Source organism: Rhodococcus rhodochrous, from assembly GCF_014854695.1.
Taxonomy (GTDB): Bacteria; Actinomycetota; Actinomycetes; order Mycobacteriales; family Mycobacteriaceae; genus Rhodococcus.
In genome coordinates this window covers 3,028,409-3,055,397 of the sequence record NZ_CP027557.1, presented here as the reverse complement: position 1 = coordinate 3,055,397, position 26,989 = coordinate 3,028,409, and the positions used below count along the sequence as shown (strand labels likewise).

29 protein-coding genes are annotated in these 26,989 nt (G+C 69.6%); 14 read left to right on the top strand and 15 right to left on the bottom strand.

Features of this window, described 5'->3' with window-relative positions:
- Positions 1 to 63: 63 nt before the first annotated feature.
- From C6Y44_RS14215 to C6Y44_RS14205, 3 genes are all read left to right on the top strand, one after another.
- Positions 64 to 780 (top strand): hypothetical protein, encoded by a 717-nt coding sequence (locus tag C6Y44_RS14215; protein WP_159418155.1) that lies wholly within the window; start codon positions 64 to 66, stop codon positions 778 to 780.
- Between the two features lie 221 nt (positions 781 to 1,001).
- Positions 1,002 to 1,487: a hypothetical protein gene (locus tag C6Y44_RS14210; protein ID WP_159418156.1), complete on the top strand. Its 486-nt coding sequence runs from the start codon at positions 1,002 to 1,004 to the stop codon at positions 1,485 to 1,487.
- 119 nt (positions 1,488 to 1,606) lie between these two features.
- Complete coding sequence (locus C6Y44_RS14205) at positions 1,607 to 2,056, top strand: PaaI family thioesterase (RefSeq protein ID WP_159418157.1); 450 nt, start codon at positions 1,607 to 1,609, stop codon at positions 2,054 to 2,056.
- 55 nt (positions 2,057 to 2,111) lie between these two features.
- Here the strand turns inward: C6Y44_RS14205 and C6Y44_RS14200 are convergent, their stop codons facing one another.
- Together C6Y44_RS14200 and C6Y44_RS14195 are read right to left on the bottom strand one after the other, a co-directional pair.
- Positions 2,112 to 3,551, bottom strand: a complete 1,440-nt coding sequence (locus C6Y44_RS14200) for an NAD(P)/FAD-dependent oxidoreductase (protein WP_159418158.1) — start codon at positions 3,549 to 3,551, stop codon at positions 2,112 to 2,114.
- Between the two features lie 78 nt (positions 3,552 to 3,629).
- The gene (locus C6Y44_RS14195; RefSeq protein WP_192378474.1) at positions 3,630 to 4,685 is read right to left on the bottom strand and encodes a tyrosine-type recombinase/integrase; all 1,056 of its coding nucleotides are present in this window, start codon (positions 4,683 to 4,685) and stop codon (positions 3,630 to 3,632) included.
- Positions 4,686 to 4,836: 151 nt separating this feature from the next.
- On the opposite strand from C6Y44_RS14195, the gene C6Y44_RS14190 reads away from it, so the two are divergent.
- Entirely contained in the window at positions 4,837 to 5,061 is a 225-nt protein-coding gene (locus tag C6Y44_RS14190) for a DUF2188 domain-containing protein (RefSeq protein WP_024101088.1), read from the top strand.
- Positions 5,062 to 5,106: 45 nt separating this feature from the next.
- On the opposite strand, the gene C6Y44_RS14185 is transcribed toward C6Y44_RS14190, so the two are convergent.
- Positions 5,107 to 6,303: a Fic family protein gene (locus C6Y44_RS14185; RefSeq protein ID WP_192378473.1), complete on the bottom strand. Its 1,197-nt coding sequence runs from the start codon at positions 6,301 to 6,303 to the stop codon at positions 5,107 to 5,109.
- A gap of 131 nt (positions 6,304 to 6,434) precedes the next feature.
- Between C6Y44_RS14185 and C6Y44_RS14180 the strand changes: the two genes are divergently transcribed.
- Positions 6,435 to 6,641, top strand: a complete 207-nt coding sequence (locus C6Y44_RS14180; protein ID WP_033098304.1) for a hypothetical protein — start codon at positions 6,435 to 6,437, stop codon at positions 6,639 to 6,641.
- A 60-nt stretch (positions 6,642 to 6,701) separates the two neighbouring features.
- On the opposite strand, the gene C6Y44_RS14175 is transcribed toward C6Y44_RS14180, so the two are convergent.
- Positions 6,702 to 7,730 (bottom strand): NAD(P)H-binding protein, encoded by a 1,029-nt coding sequence (locus C6Y44_RS14175; protein WP_159418161.1) that lies wholly within the window; start codon positions 7,728 to 7,730, stop codon positions 6,702 to 6,704.
- Positions 7,731 to 7,868: 138 nt separating this feature from the next.
- Between C6Y44_RS14175 and C6Y44_RS14170 the strand changes: the two genes are divergently transcribed.
- Positions 7,869 to 8,102, top strand: coding sequence for a hypothetical protein (locus tag C6Y44_RS14170; protein WP_016696411.1), 234 nt, complete (start codon positions 7,869 to 7,871; stop codon positions 8,100 to 8,102).
- Positions 8,099 to 8,983 carry an alpha/beta fold hydrolase gene (locus tag C6Y44_RS14165; RefSeq protein WP_159418162.1) on the top strand — a complete coding sequence of 295 codons (885 nt, stop codon included), beginning with the start codon at positions 8,099 to 8,101 and terminating at the stop codon, positions 8,981 to 8,983. Before C6Y44_RS14170 ends, C6Y44_RS14165 begins: the two co-directional genes overlap by 4 nt.
- 24 nt (positions 8,984 to 9,007) lie before the next feature.
- Here C6Y44_RS14165 and soxR read toward each other — a convergent pair whose 3' ends face one another.
- Both soxR and C6Y44_RS14155 read right to left on the bottom strand, forming a co-directional pair.
- A complete protein-coding gene (gene soxR, locus C6Y44_RS14160; protein ID WP_159418163.1) occupies positions 9,008 to 9,496 on the bottom strand; it encodes a redox-sensitive transcriptional activator SoxR in 489 nt (162 codons plus the stop codon).
- Between the two features lie 98 nt (positions 9,497 to 9,594).
- Positions 9,595 to 9,813 carry a hypothetical protein gene (locus tag C6Y44_RS14155; protein ID WP_225623569.1) on the bottom strand — a complete coding sequence of 73 codons (219 nt, stop codon included), beginning with the start codon at positions 9,811 to 9,813 and terminating at the stop codon, positions 9,595 to 9,597.
- A 185-nt stretch (positions 9,814 to 9,998) separates the two neighbouring features.
- On the opposite strand from C6Y44_RS14155, the gene C6Y44_RS14150 reads away from it, so the two are divergent.
- Genes C6Y44_RS14150 through C6Y44_RS14135 form a run of 4 tightly spaced genes read left to right on the top strand, consistent with a single transcriptional unit; the run spans position 9,999 to position 14,396 of the window.
- On the top strand, positions 9,999 to 11,366 hold the full coding sequence (locus C6Y44_RS14150; protein WP_192378472.1) for an MFS transporter: 1,368 nt from the start codon (positions 9,999 to 10,001) through the stop codon (positions 11,364 to 11,366).
- A gap of 15 nt (positions 11,367 to 11,381) precedes the next feature.
- Complete coding sequence (locus C6Y44_RS14145) at positions 11,382 to 12,038, top strand: response regulator transcription factor (RefSeq protein WP_159418165.1); 657 nt, start codon at positions 11,382 to 11,384, stop codon at positions 12,036 to 12,038.
- Between the two features lies 1 nt (position 12,039).
- Positions 12,040 to 13,467: a sensor histidine kinase gene (locus tag C6Y44_RS14140; RefSeq protein ID WP_159418166.1), complete on the top strand. Its 1,428-nt coding sequence runs from the start codon at positions 12,040 to 12,042 to the stop codon at positions 13,465 to 13,467.
- On the top strand, positions 13,464 to 14,396 hold the full coding sequence (locus C6Y44_RS14135; protein ID WP_159418167.1) for a TAXI family TRAP transporter solute-binding subunit: 933 nt from the start codon (positions 13,464 to 13,466) through the stop codon (positions 14,394 to 14,396). The genes C6Y44_RS14140 and C6Y44_RS14135 overlap by 4 nt, the downstream gene beginning before the upstream one ends.
- Positions 14,397 to 15,774: 1,378 nt before the next feature.
- Here the strand turns inward: C6Y44_RS14135 and C6Y44_RS14130 are convergent.
- Positions 15,775 to 16,140, bottom strand: coding sequence for an HNH endonuclease (locus C6Y44_RS14130; RefSeq protein WP_120282900.1), 366 nt, complete (start codon positions 16,138 to 16,140; stop codon positions 15,775 to 15,777).
- A 69-nt stretch (positions 16,141 to 16,209) separates the two neighbouring features.
- On the bottom strand, positions 16,210 to 17,280 hold the full coding sequence (locus C6Y44_RS14125) for a class I SAM-dependent methyltransferase (protein ID WP_159418168.1): 1,071 nt from the start codon (positions 17,278 to 17,280) through the stop codon (positions 16,210 to 16,212).
- A 208-nt stretch (positions 17,281 to 17,488) separates the two neighbouring features.
- Here C6Y44_RS14125 and C6Y44_RS14120 point away from each other — a divergent pair, with 208 nt between their 5' ends.
- A complete protein-coding gene (locus C6Y44_RS14120) occupies positions 17,489 to 17,875 on the top strand; it encodes a TA system antitoxin ParD family protein (RefSeq protein ID WP_120282896.1) in 387 nt (128 codons plus the stop codon).
- A complete protein-coding gene (locus C6Y44_RS14115) occupies positions 17,872 to 18,441 on the top strand; it encodes a zeta toxin family protein (RefSeq protein ID WP_159418169.1) in 570 nt (189 codons plus the stop codon). The genes C6Y44_RS14120 and C6Y44_RS14115 overlap by 4 nt, the downstream gene beginning before the upstream one ends.
- Before the next feature lie 31 nt (positions 18,442 to 18,472).
- On the opposite strand, the gene C6Y44_RS14110 is transcribed toward C6Y44_RS14115, so the two are convergent.
- From C6Y44_RS14110 to C6Y44_RS14085, 6 genes are read right to left on the bottom strand one after another with little or no spacing between them, the layout of a single operon-like run.
- Positions 18,473 to 20,197: a CocE/NonD family hydrolase gene (locus C6Y44_RS14110; RefSeq protein ID WP_159418170.1), complete on the bottom strand. Its 1,725-nt coding sequence runs from the start codon at positions 20,195 to 20,197 to the stop codon at positions 18,473 to 18,475.
- Positions 20,198 to 20,222: 25 nt separating this feature from the next.
- A complete protein-coding gene (locus C6Y44_RS14105; protein ID WP_120282890.1) occupies positions 20,223 to 21,161 on the bottom strand; it encodes an MBL fold metallo-hydrolase in 939 nt (312 codons plus the stop codon).
- Positions 21,154 to 22,101 (bottom strand): alpha/beta hydrolase, encoded by a 948-nt coding sequence (locus tag C6Y44_RS14100; protein WP_159418171.1) that lies wholly within the window; start codon positions 22,099 to 22,101, stop codon positions 21,154 to 21,156. Before C6Y44_RS14100 ends, C6Y44_RS14105 begins: the two co-directional genes overlap by 8 nt.
- A 43-nt stretch (positions 22,102 to 22,144) precedes the next feature.
- Positions 22,145 to 23,260, bottom strand: a complete 1,116-nt coding sequence (locus C6Y44_RS14095) for an FAD-dependent monooxygenase (protein WP_159418172.1) — start codon at positions 23,258 to 23,260, stop codon at positions 22,145 to 22,147.
- Positions 23,261 to 23,307: 47 nt separating this feature from the next.
- Entirely contained in the window at positions 23,308 to 24,264 is a 957-nt protein-coding gene (locus C6Y44_RS14090) for a phosphotriesterase family protein (protein ID WP_120282884.1), read from the bottom strand.
- Positions 24,265 to 24,317: 53 nt separating this feature from the next.
- Positions 24,318 to 25,295: a phosphotriesterase family protein gene (locus tag C6Y44_RS14085; protein ID WP_159418173.1), complete on the bottom strand. Its 978-nt coding sequence runs from the start codon at positions 25,293 to 25,295 to the stop codon at positions 24,318 to 24,320.
- 148 nt (positions 25,296 to 25,443) lie between these two features.
- On the opposite strand from C6Y44_RS14085, the gene C6Y44_RS14080 reads away from it, so the two are divergent.
- A complete protein-coding gene (locus tag C6Y44_RS14080) occupies positions 25,444 to 26,034 on the top strand; it encodes a TetR/AcrR family transcriptional regulator (protein ID WP_159418174.1) in 591 nt (196 codons plus the stop codon).
- A 13-nt stretch (positions 26,035 to 26,047) separates the two neighbouring features.
- Here C6Y44_RS14080 and C6Y44_RS14075 read toward each other — a convergent pair whose 3' ends face one another.
- The gene (locus C6Y44_RS14075; protein WP_225623568.1) at positions 26,048 to 26,983 is read right to left on the bottom strand and encodes a LysR family transcriptional regulator; all 936 of its coding nucleotides are present in this window, start codon (positions 26,981 to 26,983) and stop codon (positions 26,048 to 26,050) included.
- Positions 26,984 to 26,989 lie beyond the last annotated feature (6 nt).

The window sequence follows — 26,989 nt, the reverse complement described above, 5'->3', positions numbered from 1 at the left end:
CACCCCCGGATGCAATGGTTAGGCTTACCTAATCATGATTCACCGTCGATCAGGAGGTGTCGGATGACGACGCTGCTGCTGCCGCCCACGGCGGCACCCGTCCGCCCGTTCGAGGACACGCGCGCCCGGCTGCGCGCACTCGCCGCGGGAGCCCCCCGCGTGTATGCGGTGGCCTGTATCGACGAAGAACCCCGCCGCCGCTGGTGGTTCCTCGGCGGCGGTGAACGGCAGCAGCGCATCGAGGCGCTCTACGACCGCGCGCTGCTCGACACCGAGGACCCGCGCATCGCCGTCGAACAGGTCGCCGGCGCCCTCATCCACGCCGTGGTCGGCCGCGTCCTCGCCCCCTACGCCCTCGAGGGCCGCGTCTGGGATCCGGGTCTGGACAATCTGTGGCTGCATCAGGACAGCGACGGCTGCATCGACTGGGCCGGTCTCGCCGACGACACCCTGCGGGTGCTGCCCGAGGACCGCGCCGTCGGGGAACGCGACGTGGTGGTGCTGCCGTGCGAGCAGGCGATGGCGGTGTGGACCGCGCACCGCGCCGCGACCGCACTCAATGCCGTCCATCTCGCGCTGCGGTCCCTCGCCCCGCTCGACCGGAACCGGTTCTGGGGGATCGTCGGGCGCACCGTCGTCACCGGCGCCGCCCAGCTGCCCGTGCTCGGTGGCGCCTCCCGCCGCACCGCCGCGCGCCGCGGTCAGGCGTTGCTCGACGCCTTCGTCGCCGCGGGCTATCCCGTCCGAGGCCTTGCCGGATTAGGGCAGCCTTCCCTATAATCGAATTCGTTCCGACTGCCGGACCGCAGCGGAGTCCTGAGGGCTGCAGTGACTCCCGGTCCCTTCCCGCGGCGGGCCTCACATCCATGTGGGGCCCGCCGTCGTGTGTCCGGAGCCCTGCGCCGTCGACGCACAGCGCAACCGGCCGATCGCAGGCGCGGCGGTGGCGAACCCGGAGGATGCTGGAGGAATCCGCGCCGCGACCTGGGAAGCACCGAGAGATGACCACCCTGTGGATGATCGAAGACCTCGAACCGTGGCCCGATCAGCCTGCTCCCGGGCAGGTGTGTGAACCGACCACCTCCTGGACCACCCCCGGCGCGAGCGACTGCATCCGCGACCTCGTCCGGCACGTGCCCGCCCGCGTCGAGCAGATCACCGTCGACGATCGGGTCGAACTGCTCGCCCATCTCGGTCACGGCTTCACCACCGTGCTCCCACCGCAGCTCGACGCCCTCGGCGACGTCGTGCTCACCGGGCATCTGGTGTGGGACCGCTATCTGTGGACGCTGTACCGCACCCGACCGCACGGGCGCGCCCTGGTCGCCGAACGTCACCCGGTGATCCAGCGGACCCTCAGGATCCCGACCGCGGACGCGGGCTGGTACGGCGTCGAGTACGAGGGCGCGCGGACCGTGCACCGGTTCGGGCCGATCCCCGACGGCTACTCGATCGTCGCCTACGCGCTGCTGGTGACTCTGCAGTGACCACCCCGGGGGTGCCACCGTCGGAGGTGGTCGGCCGAAAACCGCCATGTCCTACCATCGTTCGACGGCCACCTGTCCCGGCGGCCGGCCGACCCCACGCACGAACAAGGGAAGCCCGTATGAGCGACCAGTCCACCTCCGCCCCGGCCCAGCACGACGTGCAGGCGATCAACACCGTCAACGACACCGGCTTCAACACCGCCCTCGGCCTCGAGTTCGTCGAACTCGGCCCCGATCTCGCCCGGGCCCGGTGGACGATCACCCCCACGCAGCACCAGCCCTACGGCATCGTGCACGGCGGGGTGTACTGCGCGGTGATCGAGACCGTCGCCAGCGTCGCCGGCGCCAACTGGCTGGGAGACAAGGGCAACGTCGTCGGGGTCAACAACAACACCGACTTCCTCCGCGCGACCCGCGAAGGGGTCCTCACCGCGACCGGCACCCCGGTGCACCGCGGCCGCACCCAGCAGCTGTGGCGGGTGGAGATCGTCGACGAACAGGACCGCCTCGTCGCGCAGGGACAGGTGCGCCTGGCGAACATCACCGACGCGGACCGCATCGGGCACTGACCCTGCAGCCGGGCGGCTCCGGCCGGGACACCACACCCGGCCGGAGCACCGACGGTCAGCCCGCGGCCTGCGTCCCGCCGCGGCCCTGCCCGGCCGGCGCCTGTGCGGAACGGTCCCCGTCCTTCGCCGAGGCCGCGCCGTTCGCCGAGTCGCCGCCGGGTTCGTCCGCGCGCATGTGCTCGAGCGCGATCCGCGCGAACACCTGCTGCTCGGTCGCCGCCATCTCGTTGCGGCCGGTGGAGAAGAACGCCTGCGCCCACGACAGCAGCGTCGACAGCTTCGACGAGAACCCCACCAGATACAGCAGGTGGATGAACAACCACGCCACCCAGCCGAGGAACCCGCTGATCTCGAGTTTGCCGACCTTCGCGACCGCACTGAACCGCGAAATCGTCGCCATGCTGCCCTTGTCGAAATACTTGAACGGTTCCCGATGGCCCGGGTCGGCGCCGTCGAGGGAGGCGATGATCTGCCGGGCCGCGTACTTGCCGCCCTGCATCGCCACCTGCGCCAGACCGGGCAGCTTGTTCAGCGACATCATGTCGCCGATGACGAACACGTTCGGATGCCCCGGCAACGTCAGATCCGGCAGCACCTCCACCCGGCCCGCCCGATCGACCTGCGCCCCGGACTGTTCGGCGAGCTGCTTGCCGAGCGGACTGGCCGACACGCCCGCCGACCACACCTTGCACTGCGACTCGATGCGCCGCTGCGAACCGTCCTTCTCCTTGACGACGAGACCGTCGGCGTCGACGTCGGTGACCATCGCACCGAGCTGGATCTCCACCCCGAGCCGTTCGAGGGTGTTGCGGGCCTTGCGGCTGAGTTTGCCGCCGTAGACCGGCAGCACGTCGGAGGCGCCGTCGAGCAGCACCACCCGCGCCTCGGTCGGATCGATGTTGCGGAAGGTGCCCTTGAGGGTGCGGCGCGACAGCTCGGCGATCTGCCCGGCCAGTTCCACCCCGGTCGGGCCGGCGCCGACCACCACGAAGGTCAGCAGCCGGGCGCGTTCCTCGTGATCGTGGGACAGTTCGGCCTGCTCGAACGCCCCGAGGATCCGGCCGCGCAGCTCGAGGGCGTCGTCGATGGTCTTCATGCCCGGCGCGTACTCGGCGAACTGGTCGTTGCCGAAATAGGACTGGCCGGCACCCGCGGCGACGATGAGACTGTCGAATTCGGTGGTGGTGTAGCGCTCGAGGAACCGGGAGGTCACCGTCCGATTCTCCAGGTCGATCTTCTCGACGTCCCCGAGCAACACCTGCGCGTTCTTCTGTTTGCGCAGCACCATGCGGGTCGCCGGGGCGATGTCACCGACCGACAGGATGCCCGTGGCCACCTGGTACAGCAACGGCTGGAACAAGTGATGGGTGGTGCGCGCCACGACCGTGACGTCCACATCGGCACGAGCCAGGGCCTGGGTCCCGAACAGCCCACCGAAACCGGATCCGATCACGACCACACGATGACGGCGGGGTTCGGTCTGCTCGACGCTCATGGATGCTCCTTCACGTTGCCGGATGGATCGATCCCCAGTCTTGCAGTTGCCGCGCCCGCCCACAGCGCAACCGACGAGCTAACCCGGCCCGTCGCCGAGCGACTCGCGACCCGACCCGAGCAACCCGTAGACGGGGTTGTGGCGCGCGGCGTGCCGCACCGCATCGTTGGTCGCCGAGGTGTACACCTGCACGGTCTGCAACGACCGGTGCCCGAGCAGCTGCTGCAACTCGACCATCGTCGCGCCGCTGTCGGCCAGGCTCGTCGCGAAGGTGTGCCGCAACGCGTGGGCGAGCGCACCGCGTTTGCGTTCGGACTCGATACCCGCGCGGCGGTAGATGCGCCGCACCCGGTACTGCAGGGTGCCGCGGGTGATGCGTGTGCCGTCCGCGCCGACGAACAGCGGGTCGGCCGGGTCGTGCCGCTCCCACACGGGCAACTCGTCGCGGTCGCGGGCGCGGCGCCGCGCGGCAGGGAAACGGGCGTAGCGTTCCTCGAGATAGGCGGCGACGATCGCCGTCCAGCTGTCCTCGAGGGGGATCTCCCGTTCGATCGCGCCCTTGCCGAGCACCCGCAGCACCGGGGCCTCGCGGCCGCCGAGGATGCTGCCCACATCGAGGCGGATCAACTCGTCCGAGCGGATCCCGGTGAGCAGCAGCGTCGCGATGAGCGCCAGATCGCGTTGCGGCCAGTCCCGCGCCGACTTCGCCGGGCGTTGCGCCTCCACGGTGATGGTGTCGACGAGTTGATTGATTGCGTTGGGGGAGAACGCCTTCGGGGTGTGCTGCGGCTTCTTCGGCTGTGCGATCGAGGCCATCGGGTTGCCTTCCGACACCCCTTCGGAGACGAGGAAGTTGCAGAAGTTGTTCCACACCGACCAGGCGCGGCGCACCGACGCCGGTTGCCGTTCGGCGGCGAACGCCGCGAACGCCGACCGCAACCCGCGCACCGTCACATTCCCGAGTGTCAACGCGTCCTCCGGCACCGCGCAGGCCGCGGCGAGATGCGCGCGCACCGCGTGCAGGTCGAGTCGGTAGGCCTTGATGGTGTGCGGGGACCGTTTCGCGGTCTGCAAGGTCTCGAGATACGACCCGATCCAGTCCGACAATCCCGGCTCGGTCGCGCTGCCCGCCACGATGCCCCTCCCGTGAAGATCCGCTCGTACAGATGTGCGAGTCCAGTGTGACAGCAGGGACCGACGGGACAGCAGGGACCGCGTCCGGATTCGGGGAGACCGACGCCGGGTACGCGGTGGACAACCGACCGTTCGTGGAGAGGAGCACCCCATGCCCGCCGGCGATGTCGAGACGTTCCATCAGGACGGATCCTGGCACAACCGCATCGAGGGCTCGAGCGACCTGCTCGGCACCTATCCCACCCGTGAGGAGGCCGTCGCCGCCGGCCGCGACGAGGCGCGCCGCCGCAAGGTCGAACACCTCGTCCACAACCTCGACGGGACGATCGGCGAACGCAACACCTACGGTCACGACCCGCGCGACATCCCGGGCTGATCGACCCCGACCGAGCGACGCCGGGGCGGAGCGGTACCGAGGGGGTCAGCCGCGGCGGCGTTTGGCGCGCGCGGCGAACTCGTCGAGTACCCGCACCACGTCCTTGGCCTGCCAGATGCGATTGCGGCGCCCCTCGGTGATCTGTGTGAGGATCCCCGTATCCACCAACCGGTCGATGGCGATCTGCGCGTTGGCGCCGGTCACCGACAAGGCCGCGGCGGCCGACCGGTTGTCGATCACCGGCTGGCGCAGCAGCACGTCCACGAGCCGGTGCACTGCCGAATCCCGCCGCGCCGTCACCCGGGACCTCCACAGTTCGCGTACCGCCTCGAGATCGGCGACGAGGGTGCGGCCGTTGGCGACCGCCGCGAACGACGCATCGACGATCGAGTGCACGATCGGCCCGAGATCCCCGGCGCGGTAGGCGCCGAGCGCATCGAAGTACTGCCCGGTGTTGTGCAGCAGGCCCGCCGAGACCGGCACGGCGACACTGCGGGTGAGTTGCCCGCCGCGCAGCATCGCCTGGATCAACGCGCGGCCCACCCGGCCGTTGCCGTCCGGGAACGGGTGGATGGTCTCGAACTGCGCGTGCGCGACCGCGATCTGCGCGACCACCGGCAGATCCACCCGATTGGCGAAGACCACCAGGTCGTCGATCAGCTCGGGCACCCGCTCGTGGTGCGGGGGCACGAACTGCGCGGTGTGCGGGCCCAGACTGCCCCCGCCGATCCACACCTGCTGGGTGCGCCACCGGCCGGCGATCGCCGGATCGTCGTGCTCGAGCAGCGCGTGGTGCATCCGCAGGATCGCGGCGGCGTCGATCGCGTCGGACAGCTCGAGCGCCGCGCGCATCGCCCGCACGTTGCCGACGATCAGGCGGGCGTTGCGGGAGGCGTGTTCGCCGAGTTCGGCGAGCGCGATCTGCCGCGCCCCGCTGGAGAGGTTCTCGATCTCCGAGCTCGACGCGCTCTCGGTGCGCAGCAGGATGGAGGCGAACGGGGCGGTGATGTGCCCGACCTCGACGTCGAAACGGGTCAGTTCCGTCGCGGCTTCCTCGGTGAGGGCCTGCAGTTCGCCGTCGAGCGGGACCGGACGGTGGGCGATGAGTGGGGGGACCGCGGCGCGGTAGGGGCCGGTGGTCAGGCGCTTCTCGCGCCGCGAGCCGTAGGCATCGCTGCTCACCCACGGGTGCTGTTCGTAGGTGACCGCGGGCCAGCCGGACTCGACGTCAACCGATGCCATCCCCGGACCATACCATCGGATAATCGATTATCCGATGGTATGACTCGGGTGAGGGTTCGGTTCGCGCCGGTGTACACCGACGGAACCGGGGGGTTGGGGTCGCGGGTGGTTCGGACGTATGGTGCAGGGCCATGGCACTACCGACCTTCGACATCGACACGCCCATGGCCTATCACGTTGCGCAGCACAACATCCTGCAGAGACTCGATGCCGGCGACGACGCCGGGACCGTGCGGGAGGAATGGCGGCAGGCCATCGAGCGCATCATCGACAATCACCTCGCCGGCCACGACGCGCTGAGCTTCGTGACCGCTCCCGCGCTCGGCCCGGTCGACTAGATCCAGCGCACCCCGAGAACGGGACGCCGCCGTCGACGAGTACGGCGTCCCGTCCACCCTCTACGGTCGCCGTCGCGGCGGGATCCCGTGCGCCGAGAACCGGCGCGCCTCCGCGGCGGCGACCGCCCACTCCGGGTCTCCGGGTAGCGCACCCATCGGATCTCGTTCCGCGCACGGCACACTCGCATCGGCGGGCAGCACCGCGCGCTGCAACGCCGGCACGATCCCCAACGGCCGATGGGTGGCCGGGACCAGGCGGCCGACCCACCGACGATCGCGGGCCGTCATGTCGTGCCGCAGGCTCTCCATCAACGCCGCCACGGTTCCCGACGGCACCTCCGTCAACCACGAGCCGAGCCGGCCGATCACCGCGCCCGGCAATCCGGCGACGGTGACCTGAGCGCGCGGCATGCCGGTGATCTGCCCGTAGCGGCGGAGCAACTCGGGATAGCGCAGCGACTGTCCGCAGCCCACATCGAACGAGTCCGTGGGAGTGTCCGCGACGGCCGCCCCGAGCACCGCGGCGACCAGGTCGACGACCGCGATCGGCTCGACCCGCGACTCCATCCAATCCGGTACCACGGTGACAGGCAGGCGCCCACCGAGCTGGCCGAGCACCTCGAAGCTCGTCGACCCCGAGCCGAGCACCATCCCGGCCCGCAGCGTGATCACCGTGCGGCGCGATCGGGACAGTTCCTGCTCGACCTCCCAGCGCGAGAGCAGATGCTCGGACAGCTCGTCCGGCGCACACTCGGGGACAAAGCCGGAGACGTAGACGACGCGCGTCACCTGCGAGGCATCGACCGCGCGCCGCACGGTGCGGGCCGCCGCCAGGTCGAGGTCGCGGAAGTGCGCCGAGCGCATGCCGTGCACGAGATAGACCACGACGTCGACATCGTCGAGTGCCGGTGGGAGAGTGTGCGCGTCGGTGACGTCCACCCGCGCGGTCTCGACCCGGTCGTGCCACCAGAAGCGTCGCAAGGCCTTCGGGTTCCGGGCGGCGGCGCGCACGGTGCAGCCGGTAGCGAGGAAGGCGGGGACGACCCGGCTGCCGACATAGCCGGAGGCACCGATCACGAGAACTCTCATGCGCTGCCCCGTCCCTTGTCGACTTCGGGAGGGATGCACGCGCGGGACCGTCGCGAAACATCAGGAGTGGTTCCCATCACCAGAAATAGTGTTACCGTTGGTCACAAATACAGTGGCCGGTATCGAAGGAGGCCTCCCATGTCGATGCTGCGCGGCAGCCCACTGCGACATCGGATCCTGTTCGTCCTCGCCGTCCCCCTCGGCGCCGGACTGCTGTCCGCACTCGGACATCTCGTCCAGCGCCGCCACGGCCGGCCCACCTCCGTCTCCGAATCCCTCTTCGCCATCGCCAGCAGCCTGCGGCGCCGCACGCTGTTCACCCGACCCCCCGGCGACCACCCACCAGCTCCCGAGACGCCAGGACAGCCATGACCACCCACACCGTCACCAACGGGCCCGTCCGACTCCACGTCGCCGAGGAAGGCAACCCGCACGGCCCGACCCTCGTCCTCGTCCACGGCTGGCCCGACACCCACGCCCTGTGGGACCGCGTCGCGCCCCTGCTCGCCGACGACTTCCGCATCCTGCGCTACGACAACCGCGGCGCCGGCGCCTCCACCATCCCTCGCGAGGTGGCGCACTACCGGCTCGATCACCTCGCCGCCGACCTGCACGCCGTCATCGACGCCCTCGCCCCGAACGAACCGGTCCACCTGCTCGGCCACGACTGGGGCGCGGTGCTGTGCTGGGAAGCAGTGTGCGAACCCGACGCCGGCGATCGCATCGCCTCCTACACCTCGATCTCCGGCCCCAATCTCGACCATCTCGGCCTGTGGATGCGCCGTCGTCTGCGTCGGATGCGCCCACTCGGCCCCGCCGAACAGGCTCTCGCCTCCGCCTACACCCTCGCCTTCCAGATCCCCGGTCTGCCGAATCCGGTGCTGCGCGGCCGGCTCGCCCGCCACTGGCCGGCCTTCGTCGGCTTCTTCGACCGCACCGATCCTGCTGCGATCGCACCGGTCGCCCCGACCCTCGCCGACGACATGGTGCACGGACTGTCCCTGTACCGGGCGAACATCCGCGCGCGGCTCGCCCGACCCCGCGAGCGGCGCACGGACGTCCCGGTCCAGCTGATCCAGAACCTGCGCGACCGTGCGGTACGCCCCGTGAGCTACGAGGACACCTCCCGCTGGGTCACCGACCTGCGCATCCACCCGCTCGACGCCGGGCACTGGTCGCCGCGTTCCCATCCCCGCGACGTCGCCGACGCCACCGCCCGGTTCGTGCAGCAGATCGAAGCGGCGCGCACCTGACCGCCGGCTCGACGAGTCGTGACCTCAGCCGGACCACTCCGCGCGCGGCACCGACTCCACCGGCGGATCGTCGTGCACCGGTAGCCGACGCGGACCCGGACCCTGCTGCCCGAGCACATCCCCGGGATTCGCGAGCGGACACGACGCCAAACTCAGACACCCGCAGCCGATGCACTCGGTGAAACTGTCCCGCAACGCGGTGAGATCCTCGATGCGGCGGGTCAGCCGGTCGTGCCACGCCCGCGACAACCGCGCCCAGTCCTCCGTCGTCGGCACACGACTGTCCGGCAACGAATCGAACGCCTCCTTGATCTCGTCCAGCGACACCCCCACACCCTGCGCGACCTTGATGAACGCGACCTTGCGCAGCGTGTCGCGACGATAACGCCGCTGATTGCCCGAGGTGCGGCGACTGGTGATCAGACCACGCGACTCGTAGTAGTGCAGCGCCGACACCGCCACCCCGGAACGGTCCGCCAACTGGCCGGGTGTCAGCCATATCGCAGGGTTCATCGGCCCCCTCCTTGCCCCGCAGACATCGTGATCGGGTTGTGCTGCACAGTACCGGCCATCGGAGGCACCGAGCACCCGGATCGCGTGCCCACCCGGGGTCAGAACGACGGCGGCCCGAACTCGGCAGCGACCTCCGGCGCATCCATCCGCAACATGTCGTATGCGGCGTGTGCCAGCGTCCGCACCGACTTCGGATACGGCCGCTCGAACCGCTCACAGACCCGCGCGGTCGCCAACGCCGCCTCGAACCGCCACTTACGCGAGCCGCTCACGAACGTCCGGGCCTGGAACAGATAACTCGATGCGGGGATCGTCACGCCGACCACCGTAGAACCTCCGACCGGCACAACGGGGGAGCGGCACCCCGCGCGCCACGCCGATCCCGCCTGTCCCGACCACATTCCTAAGGGAGTGTTAGGAACCGCCACAGACCCTTCCGCAACCACTGTGACCCGAACCACTGTGGGGAGCGCACAGATCCACGCAGCGAAAGGAGTCCCGGGTGAGCACCACCTCGACGGGCGAACGCCGAGTCATCGGCAACGTGTTGAAAGGCTCGGTCGGCAACCTGATCGAGTGGTACGACTGGTACGTCTACGCCGCGTTCAGCGTGTACTTCGCGAAAGAATTCTTCCCCGAAGGCGACCCCACCGCCCAACTGCTGTCCACCGCAGCGATCTTCGCCGTGGGATTCCTCATGCGACCGATCGGCGGCTGGATCATGGGCCGCTACGCCGACCGGCACGGACGGCGCTCGGCGCTGACCCTGTCGGTCACCGTCATGGCCGTCGGCTCCCTCATCATCGCCGTCACCCCCGCCTACGCGACCATCGGACTCGCCGCACCTCTTCTTCTCGTCCTCGCCCGCATGATGCAGGGACTGTCCGTCGGTGGTGAATACGCCACCAGCGCTACCTATCTCGCCGAAGTCGCCTCACCCGGACGCCGCGGGTTCTACTCGAGCTTCCAGTACGTCACCCTCGTCGCCGGCCAGCTCATCGCCCTCGGCGTCCAGATCGTCCTGCAGCTCACCCTCTCCGCCGAGGCCATGCAGGCGTGGGGCTGGCGCATCCCGTTCGTCATCGGCGCCGTCGCCGCCGTCGCCGTGATGTGGCTGCGCCGCACCATGGACGAATCCGAAGCGTTCACCGAGGAAGTCGCGGCCAAGAGCGCCGCCGACCTCCCGGAGGGCAAGCCCGAGCAGGGCGGCATCCGGATGCTGCTGCAGTACCCCCGCGAATGCCTGCTGGTGTGCGCGCTGACCCTCGGCGGCTGCGTGGCGTTCTACACCTACACCACCTACATGCAGAAATACATGATCAACACCTCCGGCATCTCCAAGGACACCGTCGCCTGGATCAACTTCGCTGCCCTGCTGGTGTTCATCGTCCTGCAGCCCATCGGTGGTGCCCTGTCGGACCGCATCGGCCGGCGCAAACTGCTCATCTTCTTCGGGGTCGGCGGCACCGTGCTCACCATCCCGCTGATGACCGTGCTCGGCAACACCACGAACCCGCTGATCGCGTTCGGGTTGATGATGCTCGGCCTGACCGTCGTCACCGGCTACACCTCGGTCAACGCCATCGTGAAGACCGAACTGTTCCCCACCAAGGTCCGCGCGCTCGGCGTTGGCCTGCCCTACGCGCTGACCCTCGCGATCTTCGGCGGTACCGTCGAAACCGTCGCGCTCGCCCTCAAGCGCGCCGGCCACGAATCGCTATTCTTCTACTACGTGACCGGCTGCATCGCCATCTCGCTCGTCGTGTACTTCTTCATGCGGGAGACCTCCGACGGCTCACCCCTGGACCGCACGAGCACCCACACCGACACCCCCGACGAGCACGCCGACCTGGCCACCTCACGACACTGACCGAAAGGCAACCACGTGCAGATCGCGGTGGTCGAGGACGACGACGGAGTCGGCGACGCCCTCGTCGAAGCCCTCACCTCCCACGGCCACCGGCCGATCCGCATGCGGCGCGGCGCCGACCTGCTCCTCGGCCACCGAGACCTCGACGTCGTCATCCTCGACCTCGGCCTGCCCGACGCCGACGGCCTGCAGGTGCTCCGGCAACTGCGGGCCGTCAGCGACGTCCCCGTCGTGATCCTCACCGCGCGCGGCGACGAACGCTCGGTGGTGCGCGGCCTGCGCGGCGGTGCCGACGACTACCTCGTCAAACCGGCCCGCCTGGCCGAACTGCTCGCCCGCGTGGACGTCGTCACCCAACGGCGCCGCGCGCTGTCCGAGGCCTCCCGCATCGTCCGGGCCGGCGACGTGGTCGTCGACCTCGACGCCCGCGAAGTCGAGGTGGGCGGCGAACCGGTCACCCTCACCCCGAAGGAATTCGACCTGCTCGCCGTCCTCGTCGCCCGACCCGGCGCCGCGGTCAGCCGCCAACAACTCATGGACGCCGTGTGGGGCGACGCCTACGTGGCGATCTCCCGGTCGCTCGACGTGCACATGACCGGGCTGCGCGCGAAACTCGCCCGCCCCGGACTCATCTCCACCATCCGCGGCTACGGCTACCGGTGGGGCGGCTGACATGCGCCGACGAGTCCTGGCGGTGCTGCTCGTCTTCGCGACCGTCGCCGTCGTCGCCTTCGCCGTACCGCTCGCCCTCGCCACCAGCGCCGGCCGCACCGCCGTCCTGGGAGCGAACCGGGAAGCCGACGCCCACCACTTCGCCACCCTCGCCGTCCAGATGCGCGCCCCCGGCAGCACCGCCCTGCTCGACGAGGAGGTGACCCGCTACCACCGGCTCTACGACGAAGGCGTGCTGATCGTCGACGCGCGCGGCGCACCCCGCGCGAGTGCGGACCTGACCCCGACCGACCCCGGTGTGCCGGAGGCGATCACCGCCGGTCTCCGCAACCAGAAACAGGGCATAGGCGGTCCGCTGACCCCGTGGTCCCCGCAGCGGGTCCTGCTCGCCGTGCCGGTGGGCACCGGCGCCCAGGTCGAAGGAGCCGTCGTCGTCGACGTGTCCACCGACGCCGCCCGCCACGACATCCGCACCTCGTGGCTGCTCATCGTCACCGGGGCGGCAGCGGCCCTTGCGCTCGTCACGATCCTCGCGATCGCCCTGTCGCGGTGGACGGTCCGCCCGCTCACCGCGCTCACCGCGCGGGTCGCGGCGCTCACCGACAGCGTCCCGGCGCTGTATCCACGCTCACGGACCGGCGACGCCACCGTCTCGGTCCGGTATCACGGTCCACCGGAGGCACGGGAACTCACACAGGCCTTCGACACCATGTCCGAGGCCGTCCGCACGTCCACCCGCGCCCAGAAGCAACTCATCGCCGACACCGCGCACCGACTCCGGAACCCGCTCGCCGCCCTGCACATCCGGCTCGACTCCCTCGAACCGCACGTCGCCGCCGCCGGCGCGGAGACCTACCGGCGGACGGCCGTCGAAGTCGACCGGCTCGGCGGCATCCTCGACGGTCTGCTCGCCCTCGCCACCGCAGAATCACCCATCGACACCACGGACACCGAAGGGCACGACGGGTGCGATGTCGGTGTCGTCGTCGCCGACCGTGTGGACGCCTGGTCCGATGCCCTGGCCGAGACCGGCATGACCGTCACCGTGGACGAACCATCCGAACAGCGCCTGCACGCCTGCTTCTCCGCCGACCACCTCGCCCAGGTGCTCGACGTGCTGCTCAGCAACGCGAGCAAGTACGCCCGCGCGGCCACCGGGGTCCGCATCACCACCCGACACCACGGCGGGATGATCCGGATCCGCGTCGAGGACGACGGCGCTGGAGTCGCACCTGACGAGCTCGGCGCCCTCACCTCCCGGTTCTTCCGCGGGTCCGGAGCCGACGGGCCCGGCACCGGCCTCGGGCTGTCCATCGCAGTCGCGCTCGTCGAGAGCGGCGGCGGCACCCTCGACCTCGCCGCAGCCGTTCCGCACGGACTCGCCGTCACCCTGACACTGCCCGCCGACTCCCGCGCGGAGGCATCATGATCACCCGCCGTGATCTCCTGCGGTCCGTCGCGTTGCTGGCGGTGGGCGGAGCCGTCGCCGGCTGCACGCGCACCGGTGAGCGTGAGGAACTGATCCTGGCGGCAGGGGAGGAGGGCGGGTTCTTCTGGGAGTTCGCGGAACTCACCGCCGCCGCCGCCGACCGGGCGGGTCTTCCCATCGCGGTCGTGCCGGAACGCACCCCGGGATCGGTCACCAATCTCGCCGCGCTGACGGCAGGGGACGCGGAGCTGGCGCTGACCCTCACCGACGTCGCGGTGCGTGCCCACGACGAGGGCGCGCAGTTCACGGCGATCGGGCGGGTCTACGAGAATTACATGCAGTTGGCCGTGCGCGCAGACTCGCCGATCCGTGAGATCGCCCAGCTTCGGGGCGCACGGATCAGCCTCGGCGCTCCCGGATCGGGTGCCGAATTCACCGGCGAACGCATCCTCGACGTCGCCGGGCTCGCCGAGCCGGGAACCGTCACCCGCGTGCACCTGTCGATGGCCGACGCCGGTCGCGCGCTGGTGGACGGCGAGATCGACGCCGTCCTGTGGGCGGGCGGTGTTCCCACCCCGTCGTTCGCGAACGTGGGTGTGCCGCTGCGGCTGATCGATCTGTCCGTGCTCCTCGAACCGCTGCGGGCGCGATTCGGTCCGCGTTACGAACCGGTCCTCATCCAGCCCGGAACGTACGGGCAGCCGGACGCCGTCGCCACCATCGGCTTGGGCAATCTGCTGCTCGCCGGCGCCTCGGTGTCGGACGAGGCCGCCGCTGCGCTGGTCGATCTGCTCGTCGACCACGCCTCCGAACTCGTGCCGGCCCAGGCCACCGGCAGCCAGTTCCTCGACCGGCAATCGCTGATCGTCACCGCCGATGTCCCGCTGCATCCGGGAGCGGTGGCCGCGTACCGGCGCCATCACGGCTGACGAGACGGGGCGGCAGGGGAGAAGGACCCCGAATTGTGCCGTCCCAAGGGCAGATAGTCGGGTGGAAGGCATGCGCTGGTGTCGTGGGGATGCAGTGCGGAGATCGGGCTCGCCCTCGAGGTTCGAGGAGATCGGGACCGGATCGGCTGTGGAGGGGACATGCGCGGGGCACAATGGAACCGTTCACTTCTGTGTACGTGAAATTTGTTGATTACCAACATGATTCATGGATAACGGTGATTATCCATCAAATGTGGAAGAGGCGAGAAGGGGTGATCGGTGGTCGCGGCACCCCGGGGGACGGGATGATCTCACACCACCAGCATGCGCATCGTCCGCGCGATCCAGTGCGCACAACATGCACGCGACGACGACACGGTGCTGTCGCAACGCCGCATCGGCGAACCGTGAGTCGTTGCAGTGTGCGCGTCGCTGCAGCATGGCACCGATGCATGAGCAGCCGAACGCGCGTCGAACGGATCGGTGGCTCGATCCGGTACGGGCGCCGGCGGGTTACGGCGGCGGGGTTCGGTCCGGAGGCGAGCCGGCCTCGGGTCGGAGGCCGGGTGACAGGTGGGACCCATCGTATCGATCCGGGTCGAACCAGGGAGCTCCGAATGTCTCGAACGCCCTTGCCGCACCTGGCCGGAGGAGGTCCGATTTCACTCTAGTTAACATAATGTAGATTATCGGCAATTTCGATACACGCCGCGACCTGGGGTTCCGCGCTGATAATCCGAGGTTCCGACGGGCGTCCGGATTCTTGTCTCTGCGGCGTCGTTGCGTGCACTGCCTCGCGTCACTGCCTCGCGTTGTGCGACATGTCGTCTATCGCGTGTTGCTCCCTTGCATCCCGCGGCATGCGAACAATCCCGCACCGACTCGCTCCCGGCATCCGAACTGCCACGCATCTGCCATGGCCGGCCCGCGCCGACCTGATCCACGGCCTGTGGTCCGCCCGGGGCCGCCGCCTCGCGCCCGTCTGCCGCTTCGGGCGCCCGAGGTGACCTTCCGGGCCTGCCGCCCTCGTCCCCTGCTCGTCCGCTCAACCGCCGTCAAAACGTCACAGTGACGTTTCCATATGGGCTCCGCGGTCCTGCGGTGAACGTGAATCTGCGCCGATTCCATCGGCGCGGCAGGGACGACGCGATCCGGGAGGTCGACCGTGACGCAACCACGGCTCCTGCGCTTCTGGGTGGTCTTCGTGATCACCATCGTCCCGTTCGATCCCCGGGGTATCGCGGTCGTCCTGACTCTTCTGCGGGTCGCGTTCCGTCGGGTCGATGGCGTGGACTCCCCTTCTCCCCTCCGGACGACCGGCCCTGAAACGTCACTGTGACGTATTGATCGCGGTGCACGGGAACTCGGTTCACCGGTGTCACGACGGTCGCCGCAACCGCCGCAACTGTGCGGACAGATAGTCCCGGGCACGACGATGGCCACCGACCCGGACGAGTTCGTCGGCGAGTTCCTCGAGCAGTCGCGTCAGCAGCTTCTCGTCGGGCGTCCAGCCGTCGCGCTGCCGGCACCGGTCGAGCCATTCGACCGGCGCGACGTGTCCGCGGTCGGCGTTGCAGCGTCGGCACGCGGCGACCTCGTTGGCGGTGATACTCGGCCCGCCCTTCAGCCGCGGCACCAGATGATCGGTGGTCGGGGTGATCAACCGCCCGAACTCCCGTCCGCACCACAGGCACCGCCCCTCCTGACGGTCGAGGGCGAGCGAGAGTCGGGTGACGCGGTCCATCCTTCGATCGTGGCCCATCGGCGCCGCCGGGGTCGCCGATGGGCCCGATCCGGTGTGCCGACGAGTGACTCAGGGGCGTGCTTCGAGGACGAGATTGAAGGGAGTTTCGGTGGCGCGCCGGAAGGTGCCGAAGCCGGCTTCGGCGGCGACGTCCGCGAGCCGCCGCTCCCCGGCCTGCGCGCCGAGCCCGAGTGCGACCGGCTGGTCGAGCGACGACGGGGTGCACAACACCGTCGACGCGGCGTAGTACATCCGGCCGACCGGATTGAGGTTCTCGGACAGGCTGTCGCGAGCGAACGGTTCGACGAGCATCACCGTGCCGTCGTCGGCGAGCGCGCCGCGCGCGTACCGCAGTGCGCCGACGGGATCGCCCATGTCGTGCAGGCAGTCGAAATAGCAGATCAGGTCGTAGTCGGATCCGGGGAAATCCACGGCCGAAGCGACCTCGAAGGTGGCGTTGTCGACACCCTCCTCCGCAGCCAGTTCGCGGGCTCGTGCGATGGACCCGTCGTGGTAGTCGAAGCCGCGGATGGTGGACTGCGGGAATGCTTGCGCGAGCAGGGTTGTCGAGACACCGTGGCCGCAGCCGATGTCGGCGACGGTGGCGCCGGCACGCAGTTTGTCGACGACCCCGTCGAGGGTGGGCAGCCACACGTCGACGAGGTTGGCGCGGTAGCCGGGGCGGAAGAACTGTTCGGTGCCGACGAACAGTTCGGGATCGTGTTCGTGCCAGCCGAAACCCTCTCCGTTGCGGATGCGTTCGGTGATGCGTAGCCGGTCCTTGTAGACCGAACTGATCAGGTGGAGGCCGCCGGCGAGGTAGACCGGGCTGTCCTCGCGGGCGAGTGCCATGGCGTGTTCCGGGGACAGTGTGAAGGTGTCGTTGTCCGGCTCGTAGGTCAGATATCCGCTTGCTACCTGTGCGGAGAGCCATTCGCGTAGATAGCGTTCGCGGAGGCCGGTGCGGGCCGCGAGTTGTTCGCTGGTGGTCGGGCCGGATTCGTCGAGGGCTCGCCACAGGCCCAGATCGACACCGATCAGGACCAGGGCGCCGTTCATGGCCGCGCCCATGTCGACGACGAGTTGTCCGAGGGTCTGTTCGAGTCGTGCTTGGTCGGGTTCTTGTATCTCCGTGGTCATCACGCACCTCCTGGCGATGGGAGTACTCGCTCACGGTAGGTCGCGTGGCCGGTTCCTCGGCGTCGGCTCGGGTTCGATCGGGTGTCGATCCGGGTGGTGGTGGTGCGGACCGGGAGGTCACGAACCGGTGTTGAGGGAATGATGCGGGGGTGCACGTCGTGTTGCAGACAGCTACGCTTGTAGCAGACTGCAACATCAGGAGGCCGTCATGACGTCGTCCACAGACAAGGTCACCCGCTTCGACGCCGAACTCGTCGACAGCGCCATCGCCGAGGGCGGCCGCCAGAATCGCACCGGACGCCAGCAACTCGAATACTGGGCCCGCATCGGCCGCGCGATGACCGCCCACGAGACCGCCTCCCTGCACCGGGTGCACGAGGCGCTGGCCGGGACGCGGGAGCTGAGCGAACTCACCGCCGCCGAGGGCCGCTTGTTCGACGCGGAGATCGATGCGCGCCTGGCGGACGGGCTGGCCCGCACCGACTACGTCGAGATCCTCGCCGCGCGTGGGGTCACCACGGTGGTGCTCGACGACGAGGGCCGGTTGGTCGAGCAGCGTCCCGACGGTAGTCGCCGGGTGCTCGACGACGCATGAGGCGTCTGGATCTGATCGTCGGTCCCAACGGGTCCGGCAAGTCGACGTTCGTCGAGTTGTCCCTCGCTCCCCTGCTGCCGCGCAGTGTGTTCGTCAACGCGGATGTGATCGCGCGGCAGCGGTGGCCCGATCGTGCCGAGGAGATGTCCTATGAGGCGGCGCAACTCGCCGCGGCGGCGCGGGATCGGTTGCTGCGGCAGGGCCGGTCGTTCATCGCGGAGACGGTGTTCTCGCATCCGTCGAAGCTGGAGCTGATCGACCGCGCGCACGAGGCGGGGTTCACGGTGGTGCTGCACGTGATGCTGGTGCCCGAGACGATGTCGGTGCTGCGTGTGCAGCACCGGGTGGCCTCCGGTGGGCATGCGGTGCCCGAGGACAAGATCCGGGCGCGCTATCGACGGTTGTGGCCGCTGGTGGCCGAGGCGATCGGCCGCGCCGATCAGGCGTCGGTGTACGACACGGCGTCCGGGACCCCGGTGGTGGTGGCGCGGTTCGCGGGTGGGGTGCCGGTGGGTGCGGTGCGCTGGCCGGGGTGGGCGCCGGGGGCGCTCACCGGGCTCGGCTGAGACCGAGCCCGGTGAACTCGGGACGACGAGGTCAGTTCGCCGCGCTCGCGGTGAACGGCAGCACCAGCCGCGAGGGGTGCGCGGCGTCCCGGTAGATCTTGTGGGTCACCGGGCGGCCGACGGGCAGGTGGAAGGCGTCCGGCGGCAGCAGTGCGTTGTGTTCGTCGGCGAGCGGTTCGTTGTTCGACAGTTCCACGACGAGTTTGTGGCCCGGCATGAAGGTGTTGGCGAACGGATACAGCCGCAGCACGTATTCCTCGATGGTGCCGGGTTCGACGGGCACGGCGCGGGTGTGTGGGTGGTAGGGGTCGCCCTCGGTGGTGCGTTCGTCGAGCTCGCGGTGGGAGGCCTTGAGGTAGCCGGTGGTGATCAGCTGCCGCTTGCCGTTCGGGGCGTAGTCCCACATGCGGAGGATGAAGTTGGTGTCGGGTTGGTCGATTTCGGCGAAGAGGTGGGCGGCGCCGGTGCCGATCATCTCGGTGGGTTCGGCGAACACCGGGGTTTCCCAGCGCAGGATCTCGACCTTGTCGGTGACCGTGAGCGGGGCCTGGTAGAAGCCGTCCGGGGCGGCGTACTGCGCGCCCATCGGTTCGGGTTCGGTGGACAGCTTGCCGCGCGGCCGCAGATACAGCGCCCGGTGCTCGACGTCCTTCGGCGGCCACTGGTCGGCGGTGACGCGCCGGCGGGAGCCTTCGACGAAGACGTTCACGGCGGGTTCGTCCATGATGCCGTTGTCGATGCCCTTGATCCAGTAGTCGTACCAGCGGAACATCGTGTCGTGCTCTTCGATGAAGGGCCGCGACTGCATGGGCGGGTAGGGGCCGATGTCGAGCTTCTTCGGCCCTTGCAGGGCGTGGAACAGTTCGATGGTGCCGTCCATCGTCCAGCCGCGGCCCTGGTCGATCTGCAGGTAGACGGGGATGTCGATGTTCCGGGCGAGATTGATCGGGTTGCGTTCCTCGTACCACTCGCCGTCGAGTTCGTTGGTGATGATGTCGAACCACGCTTCGTGGTGCTTCGGGTAGTTGAGCACGTGCACGAGATTCGGCCAGGCCGCGACATCCGGGTCGGCGAGGCGCTGGGCGACCCGCGCCCGGATCTCGTCGGGGGTGTAGGTCTCGAGCATGCGGGACTTGACCCGGTCGGTGAACGCCCAGCCGGAGTCACCGCCGCGGCCCTCGCGGGCGGCGCGGGGCATGAACCACATGATGCCGCCGTGGTAGGTGGTCTCGTAGAAGTCGTAGTGGCCGCCGGAGACGAAGATGGCCTTCAGGTGCGGGGGTCGTTCGGCGGCGGCGAGGACCTGCATGGACCCGAAATAGGAGATGCCGATCATGCCGACGTTGCCGTCGCACCACGGCTGCGCGGCGACCCATTCGATGAAGTCGTAGGCGTCCTGCCCGAGGGAGACCCCGCCGGCGTTGTAGTTGCCGATGTGCTCGCCGTCGGAGTCGCCGGAGCCGCGGATGTCGCCGATGACGTGGACGTAGTCCTCGGCGACGACGCGGGCGATGTCGCCGGCCTCGATGCAGCCGTCCCACATGGGGCTGGGGCGGCGCTGCGGCGGGGTGGTCAGGGCGAGGGCCTGCAGTTCCTTGCCGTAGGGGCTCAGTGCGACGAGCGCGGGGCGGGGCTTGTCGTCGACGCCGTGGTAGGCGTCGGCGGCCAACTCGACGCCGTCGCGCATGGGGACCCGCAGGTGCTTGCGGATGTGGATGGTCTGTCCGCCTGCGTCGAACGTTTCGAACTCGGCCATGAGAACCTACGACTCCTCTTCGTGATCAGTGCTGGTGCGAGAACTGGGTGCGGTAGCCGTGCAGTGTGGTGAAGAACGGGGACGGCTCGAGGGTGGGATCGCCGGTGTAACCGAGGTCGTCGGCGACCGGGGCGAACGGCGAGTACGCCGAGTCGGTGTCGAGCAGTCCGTGGCACAGGCAGCGGTGCGCGGCGCCGCGCACTCCCCCTTCGATGTCGACGCTCTCCCGAAGGGCTTCGGCGGCCTGGTCGCGGTCGAGTTCGACGCCGTAGGGGGTGCCGTCGGCGCGGCGGTAGGGATGCCCGAGATAGAGCTTCTCGGGGCGGATCGTCTCGCGCAGGTAGGCGAGGCTGTCGCGGTAGGCGTCGGGGTCGGTGTAGCCGGGGAATCCGTTGGCGGCGCCGTGCACCTGGACGGCGTCGCCGACGAACACGCTGTTCCGGCCTTCGACGACGTAGGCGACCGACCCCGGGGTGTGCCCGGGGATCGAGTGCACGGAGATCTCGACTCCCCCGCCGAGGGAGAGGGTTTCGCCGCCGCGCACGAGCATGGTCGGTTCCATCTCCCCGGAGATGACGGCCTCGGTGGCGGCGGTGACCTTCGCGGCCCCGTCGGGGTCGTTCAGGTACCGGCCGCGGCCGGTGAGGTAGTCGTCGACGTGGGCCTGCCGCGAGCGCAGCAGTGGGGCGTCGGCCTCGTGGATGACGACCTGGGCTCGGCGGCCGGTGGCCTCCCACAGGGCGTGGGCGCCGCCGATGTGGTCGATGTGCCCGTGGGTGAGCAGGATCCACCGCACGTCCTCGAGTCGCCGGCCGAGTTTTTCGAGGGCGGGGGCCATGCCCTCGGCCGGGGACGACGCGATGCCGGTGTCGACGATCGCGGGCTGTTCGGCGTCGATGAAGAAGGTGTAGAGCCCGAAGCGTCCCCATGGGGAGACGATCGGGTGGATCGGTGCCTCACTCATGCGCGGTGCCCTCATGCGCGGTGCCCTGCAGGAAGGTGGCGGTCTCGTCGAAGACCTGCGCGTATTCGGGGATCCACGAGAAGTTCTGCACGAAGCCGTGGTTGGCGCCGGCGTAGCGGCGCAGTGTCACCGGCACCCCGGCTTCCTCGAGCCGCCGGGCATAGAGTTCGCCTTCGTCGCGCATCGGGTCGAACTCGGCGGTGACGACCAGCGCCGCCGGCAGACCCGACAGGTTCTGGCGCTTGATCGGTGAGACGCGCGGGTCGGCGGGGTCGGCTCCGCTGTCGAGGTAGAAGGCGTTGAACGGCTTCAGCCCGGCGGTTTCGAGGCCGTAGCCGACGGCGTTCTCCCGCATCGACGGGTAGCGGTCTTCGTCGAAGTCGAGGTCGAGGGACGGGTAGTACAGCACCTGGTGGGTGATGCGGTCGAACCCGTCGTCGTGGGCGAGGCCGGTGACGGCGGCGACGAAGTTGGCGCCGGAGCTGTCCCCCGCGACCGCGAGAATCTTTCCGTCCCAACCGAGTTCGTCGCCGTGCTCGGCGGCCCAGCGCACGACGCCGTAGCAGTCGTCGAGACCGGCGGGGAACTGCGCTTCGGGGGCGCGGCGGTAGCCGACGGACACGACCGTGCAGCCGGTGGCCTTCGCCAGGTGCCGGGCGACGTGGTCGTGGGTGTCGAGGCTACCGAGGAAGAACGCGCCGCCGTGGAAGTAGACGACCAGGCCACGGGTGTCGGCGTCGGTCGGGGTGTAGATCCGCACCGGCACCTCCCCTGCCGGGGTCGCCGCGATCGCGTCGCGGACCTCGTGCAGGGGCAGTCGCTCCTCGAGTGGCGGAACCTGCGCCTGCTCCCCGGCGCGCATCGCGGCCGGATCGAGCGGTCCGGGCGGCGGGGCGGGCAGGTCGGCGAGGATCCGGGCGATCTCGGGGTGCAACGGCATGGCCGGTCGTCTCCTTCGGGCGGTGAACGGGTGGGGTGGGGATCTACTGGGCGGGCTGCTGCGCGGCGGGCTTCTGGCCCGGGAAGACGTCCTGGACCTCGTCCTCGGTCCAGCCCTGGCGGGAGATGCGCTGCAGTTCGTCGGTGACCGGCTTGCGCTGCGCCTGGAAAGCGGCGAGCGCCGCGGCGACGGTGTCGGTGTCGCGCAGGCAGTCGGCGAGCACCCCGGCGTCGAGGATCGCCGAGTTCGCGCCCTGACCCTGGTGGTGCAGCATCGAGTGGGCGGCGTCGCCGATGAGCACCACCGAGTTGCTGTGCCAGCGCTCGATCGGGTCGATGTCGTAGACACCGCGGATGTTGACGATGTCCATGTCGAGGCCGGCGGTGATGTCGACGATGCGCTGATCGAACCCGGCGACGGTGGCGAGCATGTCGTCCTTGCTCACCTGCGGCGCCCAGTCGGGGTCCGGGCACAGGGCGGTGATGTCGAAGGACACCTGGCCGCGGTGGCGCAGCGGCAGCAGGTACACCTTGGTGCCCTTGCCGATGTACATGCGCAGGTTGTCGTCGGTGACCATGCCGTGCGCGTCGGTGATGTCGATGACGGCGCGGTAGGCACGTTCGCCGGAGAATACCGGTTCGGCGTCGGAGAACAGCTGCTCACGGACCACGGACTTGATGCCGTCGGCGCCGATGACCAGATCGGCGTCGACGCGGGTGCCGTTGGTGAAGGTCAGGGTGCTGCGGTCGCCGTGGTCCTCGATGCGCTCGAGCCGGTGGCCGAGTTTGACCATGCCGTCGGGCAGGGAGGCGATGAGGGTGTCGATGAAGTCGCCGCGGTGGATCAGGTGGGTGTGTTTCTGGTCGCCGTGCGCCGGCCAGGTGTCCTTCATGATCGGCTCGCCCGTGGCGGTGAGGATCTCGAAGTAGTCGCTCGGGGAGCTGACCTTCGCGATGTCGTCGAAGATGCCCCACTCGCGGAAGCGGGCCATGCTCGACGGGCGCAGGCCGATGCCGGCGCCGACCTCGCGGATCTCGGGGGCCTGTTCGTAGACGGTGACGTTCGCGCCGAGCAACGACAGGGCCCGGGCGGCGGCCGCACCGGCATAGCCCGCGCCGACGACGGCGATGGTGAGGTTGGTCGGATCCGAGGTCTGCATGTGAGTGTCTCTTTCGGAGGGCGCGGGGGTGCGCCGGGAGATTCGGGTCAGGGTTGCGCGATGGTGAGGAAGTCGGCGGGGTTCTCGACGAACAGCTTGGTGATGGTGGCCTCGTCGAGTCCGGCCTCGCGCAGGTCCGGGATGAGGTCCTCGAACAGGTAGTTCACGGTGTGTCCCTTGACGCCCGGCCAGCCGAGTGGGCTGCAGTTGGCGTCGACGCCGGCCAGGGCCTGATCGAGGTGGCCGGCGTTCAGGAAGCGCAGGAAGTGGGCGAGGCGCTCTTTGCGGGGGCGGGCCCAGAACGGCGGGTCCTCGAGTTCGGTTTCGTAGCCGAAGGTGTCGAAGCCGACCCGGCCGCCCTGCTGCGCGATCCAGGTGTCGCGGGTCTTGTCGGCGTTGACGCCGTCGTCGGCGTGCCCGAACAGCACCCGGTGCAGCGGCAGGCCCTCCTCGGTGAAGATGGCGATGGCGTTCTCGGCGTCGATCGCGAGGTGGGTGAGGATCGGTACGCCGGTGGCGAGTGCGGCGCGGGCGGCGGCGCGGTAGATGCGCTTGTCGAGTTCGGTCATCTTCCCGCCGCGGGAGACCCCGACCTTGATGACGCCGGCGCGGCTGCCGGTGTCGCCGATGCCGACGGTGATCTCGTGCACGAACTGGCGCATCAGGTAGTCGACGGAGGCGCGTTCGAAGAACGGCAGGGCGGTGTCGCCGCCGACGAAACCGGTGCAGGCGACGATGTGCACACCGGTCTTCGCCGAGAGGGACTTGTAGTAGTCGATGTCGCGGCCGTTGCAGATGCCGGTGACGTCGACGAAGGTGCCGCCGCCGTACTCGTGGAACTTGCGCAGCTTCGGGACGGTCTCCTCGTAGCGGACCTCGGGGCTCTTCCACCAGCGGGTGTCCAGCTCGGAGCCGGGCATGCCGTATCCGATGTGCTCGTGGACGGCGACGATGCCCAGTTCCTCGGGCGCGATCGGGCCCAGGACGGTGTTGACTCTCGACACAGCAATTCCCCTTCGGGACGAAGACTTCTCGGTGATGGGTGGTCGGCGGCGGTTCAGCGCGCGGCCAGCAGGTCCTGCGGGTTGGCGAGGAGGATCTGCTGCACGACGTCGTCGGTGAGACCGGCGGCGGTCAGCTGCGGCACGAAACCGGTGAGCACCGTCTCGTAGGGCAGATCGTTCGCCGGATGCCCCTTGGCGACGCCGGTAGCGCTCGACGACAGCAGGATCCGGTGTCCGAGACCGGCGTCGACGAGATCGCGGACCAGGGCCACGCGCTCGGCGTCGGAGATGTGGGTCTCGTCGTCGGTCCCGACGTGGTCGAGTGCGAGGTAGGCGCCGCGACGGGCGATCTTCTCCGGCGCGCCGGCGGCGACGGCGTCGCGGCGGTCCAGGCCGGCGACGACGAGGCGGTCGGCGGGCAGTTCCTCGCCGAGCGCGACATCGAGGTCGGCGAGGGCGTCGGCGCCGTAGCGCAGGATCGCCGCGACCCCGGTGTCGCGGGCGGCGCGGGCGGCGCCGCGGAACAGGCTCTCCTCGGTGGCGGTCATGCCGTCGGGATTCGCGGCGGTGGCGACCAGGCCGGCGGGGCCGCGGCGTTCGACGCGCGGCACGACCATGCCCTCGGTGATCTCCTTCGTGAACAGGTCGGCGAACTTGTCCGCGGGCCACGGGGTGGGCGGGTTGGTCTGCGGGGTCAGGAAGTAGCCGCCGAGCAGGGTTTCCGGGCCCAGGCCGGTGGAGGCGACGATGTGCACCCCCGCCGCGCGGGAGAGGTTCTCGTACATCGGCACGTCGCGGCCGTGGAACATGCCGGTGGCGTCGACGACGGTGCCGCCGCCGGCGGCGCGGAAGGCGCGGAGTTTGGTGAGCAGCGTCGCGAAGATCTCGGCGCGGTCGAAGTCGATGTCGTAGGCGTGCTCGGCGCCGGGCAGCACCGACAGCAGGGCCTCGTGGACCGCGACGACACCGAGGTCGGCGGCGGGGACGGGGCCGAGGACGGTGTGGACGGTGCGGGGCGCGGCGCCTGTCATCGGCACTTTCCTTTCGTCGACGTCGCCGGGAACGCGACGTGGTGACAGTCACAGTACGGATTCGGATTACAGACTGTCAAGTGAAATTGCTGAACGATGTGTGACTGTACTCGCCGGTAACTGCTGCGTCGAGGATAGGATTTCCGCCATGTCGCTCCGTGCCGCCCAGAAGCAGATGACCTACGAGCTGTTCCTCACCAAGGCGCTCGACCTGTTCGGCACCAAGGGCTACGCCGCGACCACCATCGACGACATCGCCACCGCCGCCGGTTCCACGAGAACCACCTTTTACCTGCACTTCTCGTCGAAGGCCGACGTGATGAGCGCGCTGCTGACGAAGGTCGACTCGATCCTCACCGCCGCCGACGACCCGTCGCTGACCGAGGTCGTCGCCTCCGGCTCACGCACCCTGATCCGGCAGTGGCTCGACCGCAAACTCACCCAGTGGGACGAGATGAAGCCGTACATGACCGCCTCCTACCAGGCGGCCCACGAACCGGACGTCGCGGCGACGACCGAGCAATGGTTCGAAGGCGCGGTCACCGATATGACCGCCGGTCTCGACCGGGCCGATCGACTCGACCCGGACCGCCGCCGCATCCGCTGCGTGCTGGCCTTCGGGCAGCTCGAACACATGTCGCGCCGCTACTTCTCGGTCGGTTGGCGCACCCCGCGCGAGATCTGCCTCGACGAACTCACCGACTCGTGGTGCCACCTGCTCGACGCGCAGAACGACTGAACGGCGGGCGCGGTCACTCGCCGAGGTTCGCGCCGCTGGTGGCCTCGACGAGGATCGCCCGCAACCAGGAGATGAACGCAGTGTCGGCCAGGCGCGGATTCCACACCATGTCGATCCCCAACGGCGGCACCGGCAACGGGAACTCCTCGATCCGCAGCGGCAGCTGACGGCGCATCTGTGCCGCGACCCGCCAGGTGTGGATCGCGACCCCACCGGCACGCGCCACCAACTGCGGCACCATCAAGAAATCCGACACCAGACCGCCGATCCGATAGGGCACCCCGGCCGCATCCAGCGCCGCATAGGGGGTGATGCGGTGCCGCGCGTCGTAGGCGGTGTGCGGCACCGATTCGAGCAACTCCAGCGCCCCGGCGTCGGGAGCGGTGTCGGGGTGGGCGACGACCACCCACCGGTTCTCGTAGAGCCGCTCGCGCGGATAGGGCGCGGCGAACGCCTCCGATACGAGCACCACGTCCACCCCGTCGTCGGTGAAGTCCGCCGGCTGGGGCTCGACGAAGGTGCGGAGGCGCACCGACGCGTGCGGGGCCCGCTCGCCGATCGCACGCATCAGCTCTGCCCCGACCACGAAGGCGGTGCTGGTGGTCATCGCCAGGGTGATGGTGCGCGTGTCGCGGGCCGGGTCGAAACCGGGGAAGTTCACCACCCGCGCGGTCTGCCGCAGCACCTCCCGCAGCGGCGCGATCAGCTCGACGGCGCGCGGGGTGAGCATCAGCCCGCTCCCCTGCCGCACGACCAACTCGTCATCGAGCAACCGGCGCATCCGGCCCAGCGCATGACTCATCGCCGGTTGCGTCATCCCGACCCGCGCGGCGGCGCGGGTCACCGAACGTTCCTCGAGCACCGCCAGCAGCGGCACCAGCAGGTTGAGGTTCACCGCGGCCAGCCGCGCGAGGTCGGGATCGGCCGGATGCTCCGAAGGGCGGGTCACCCTCAC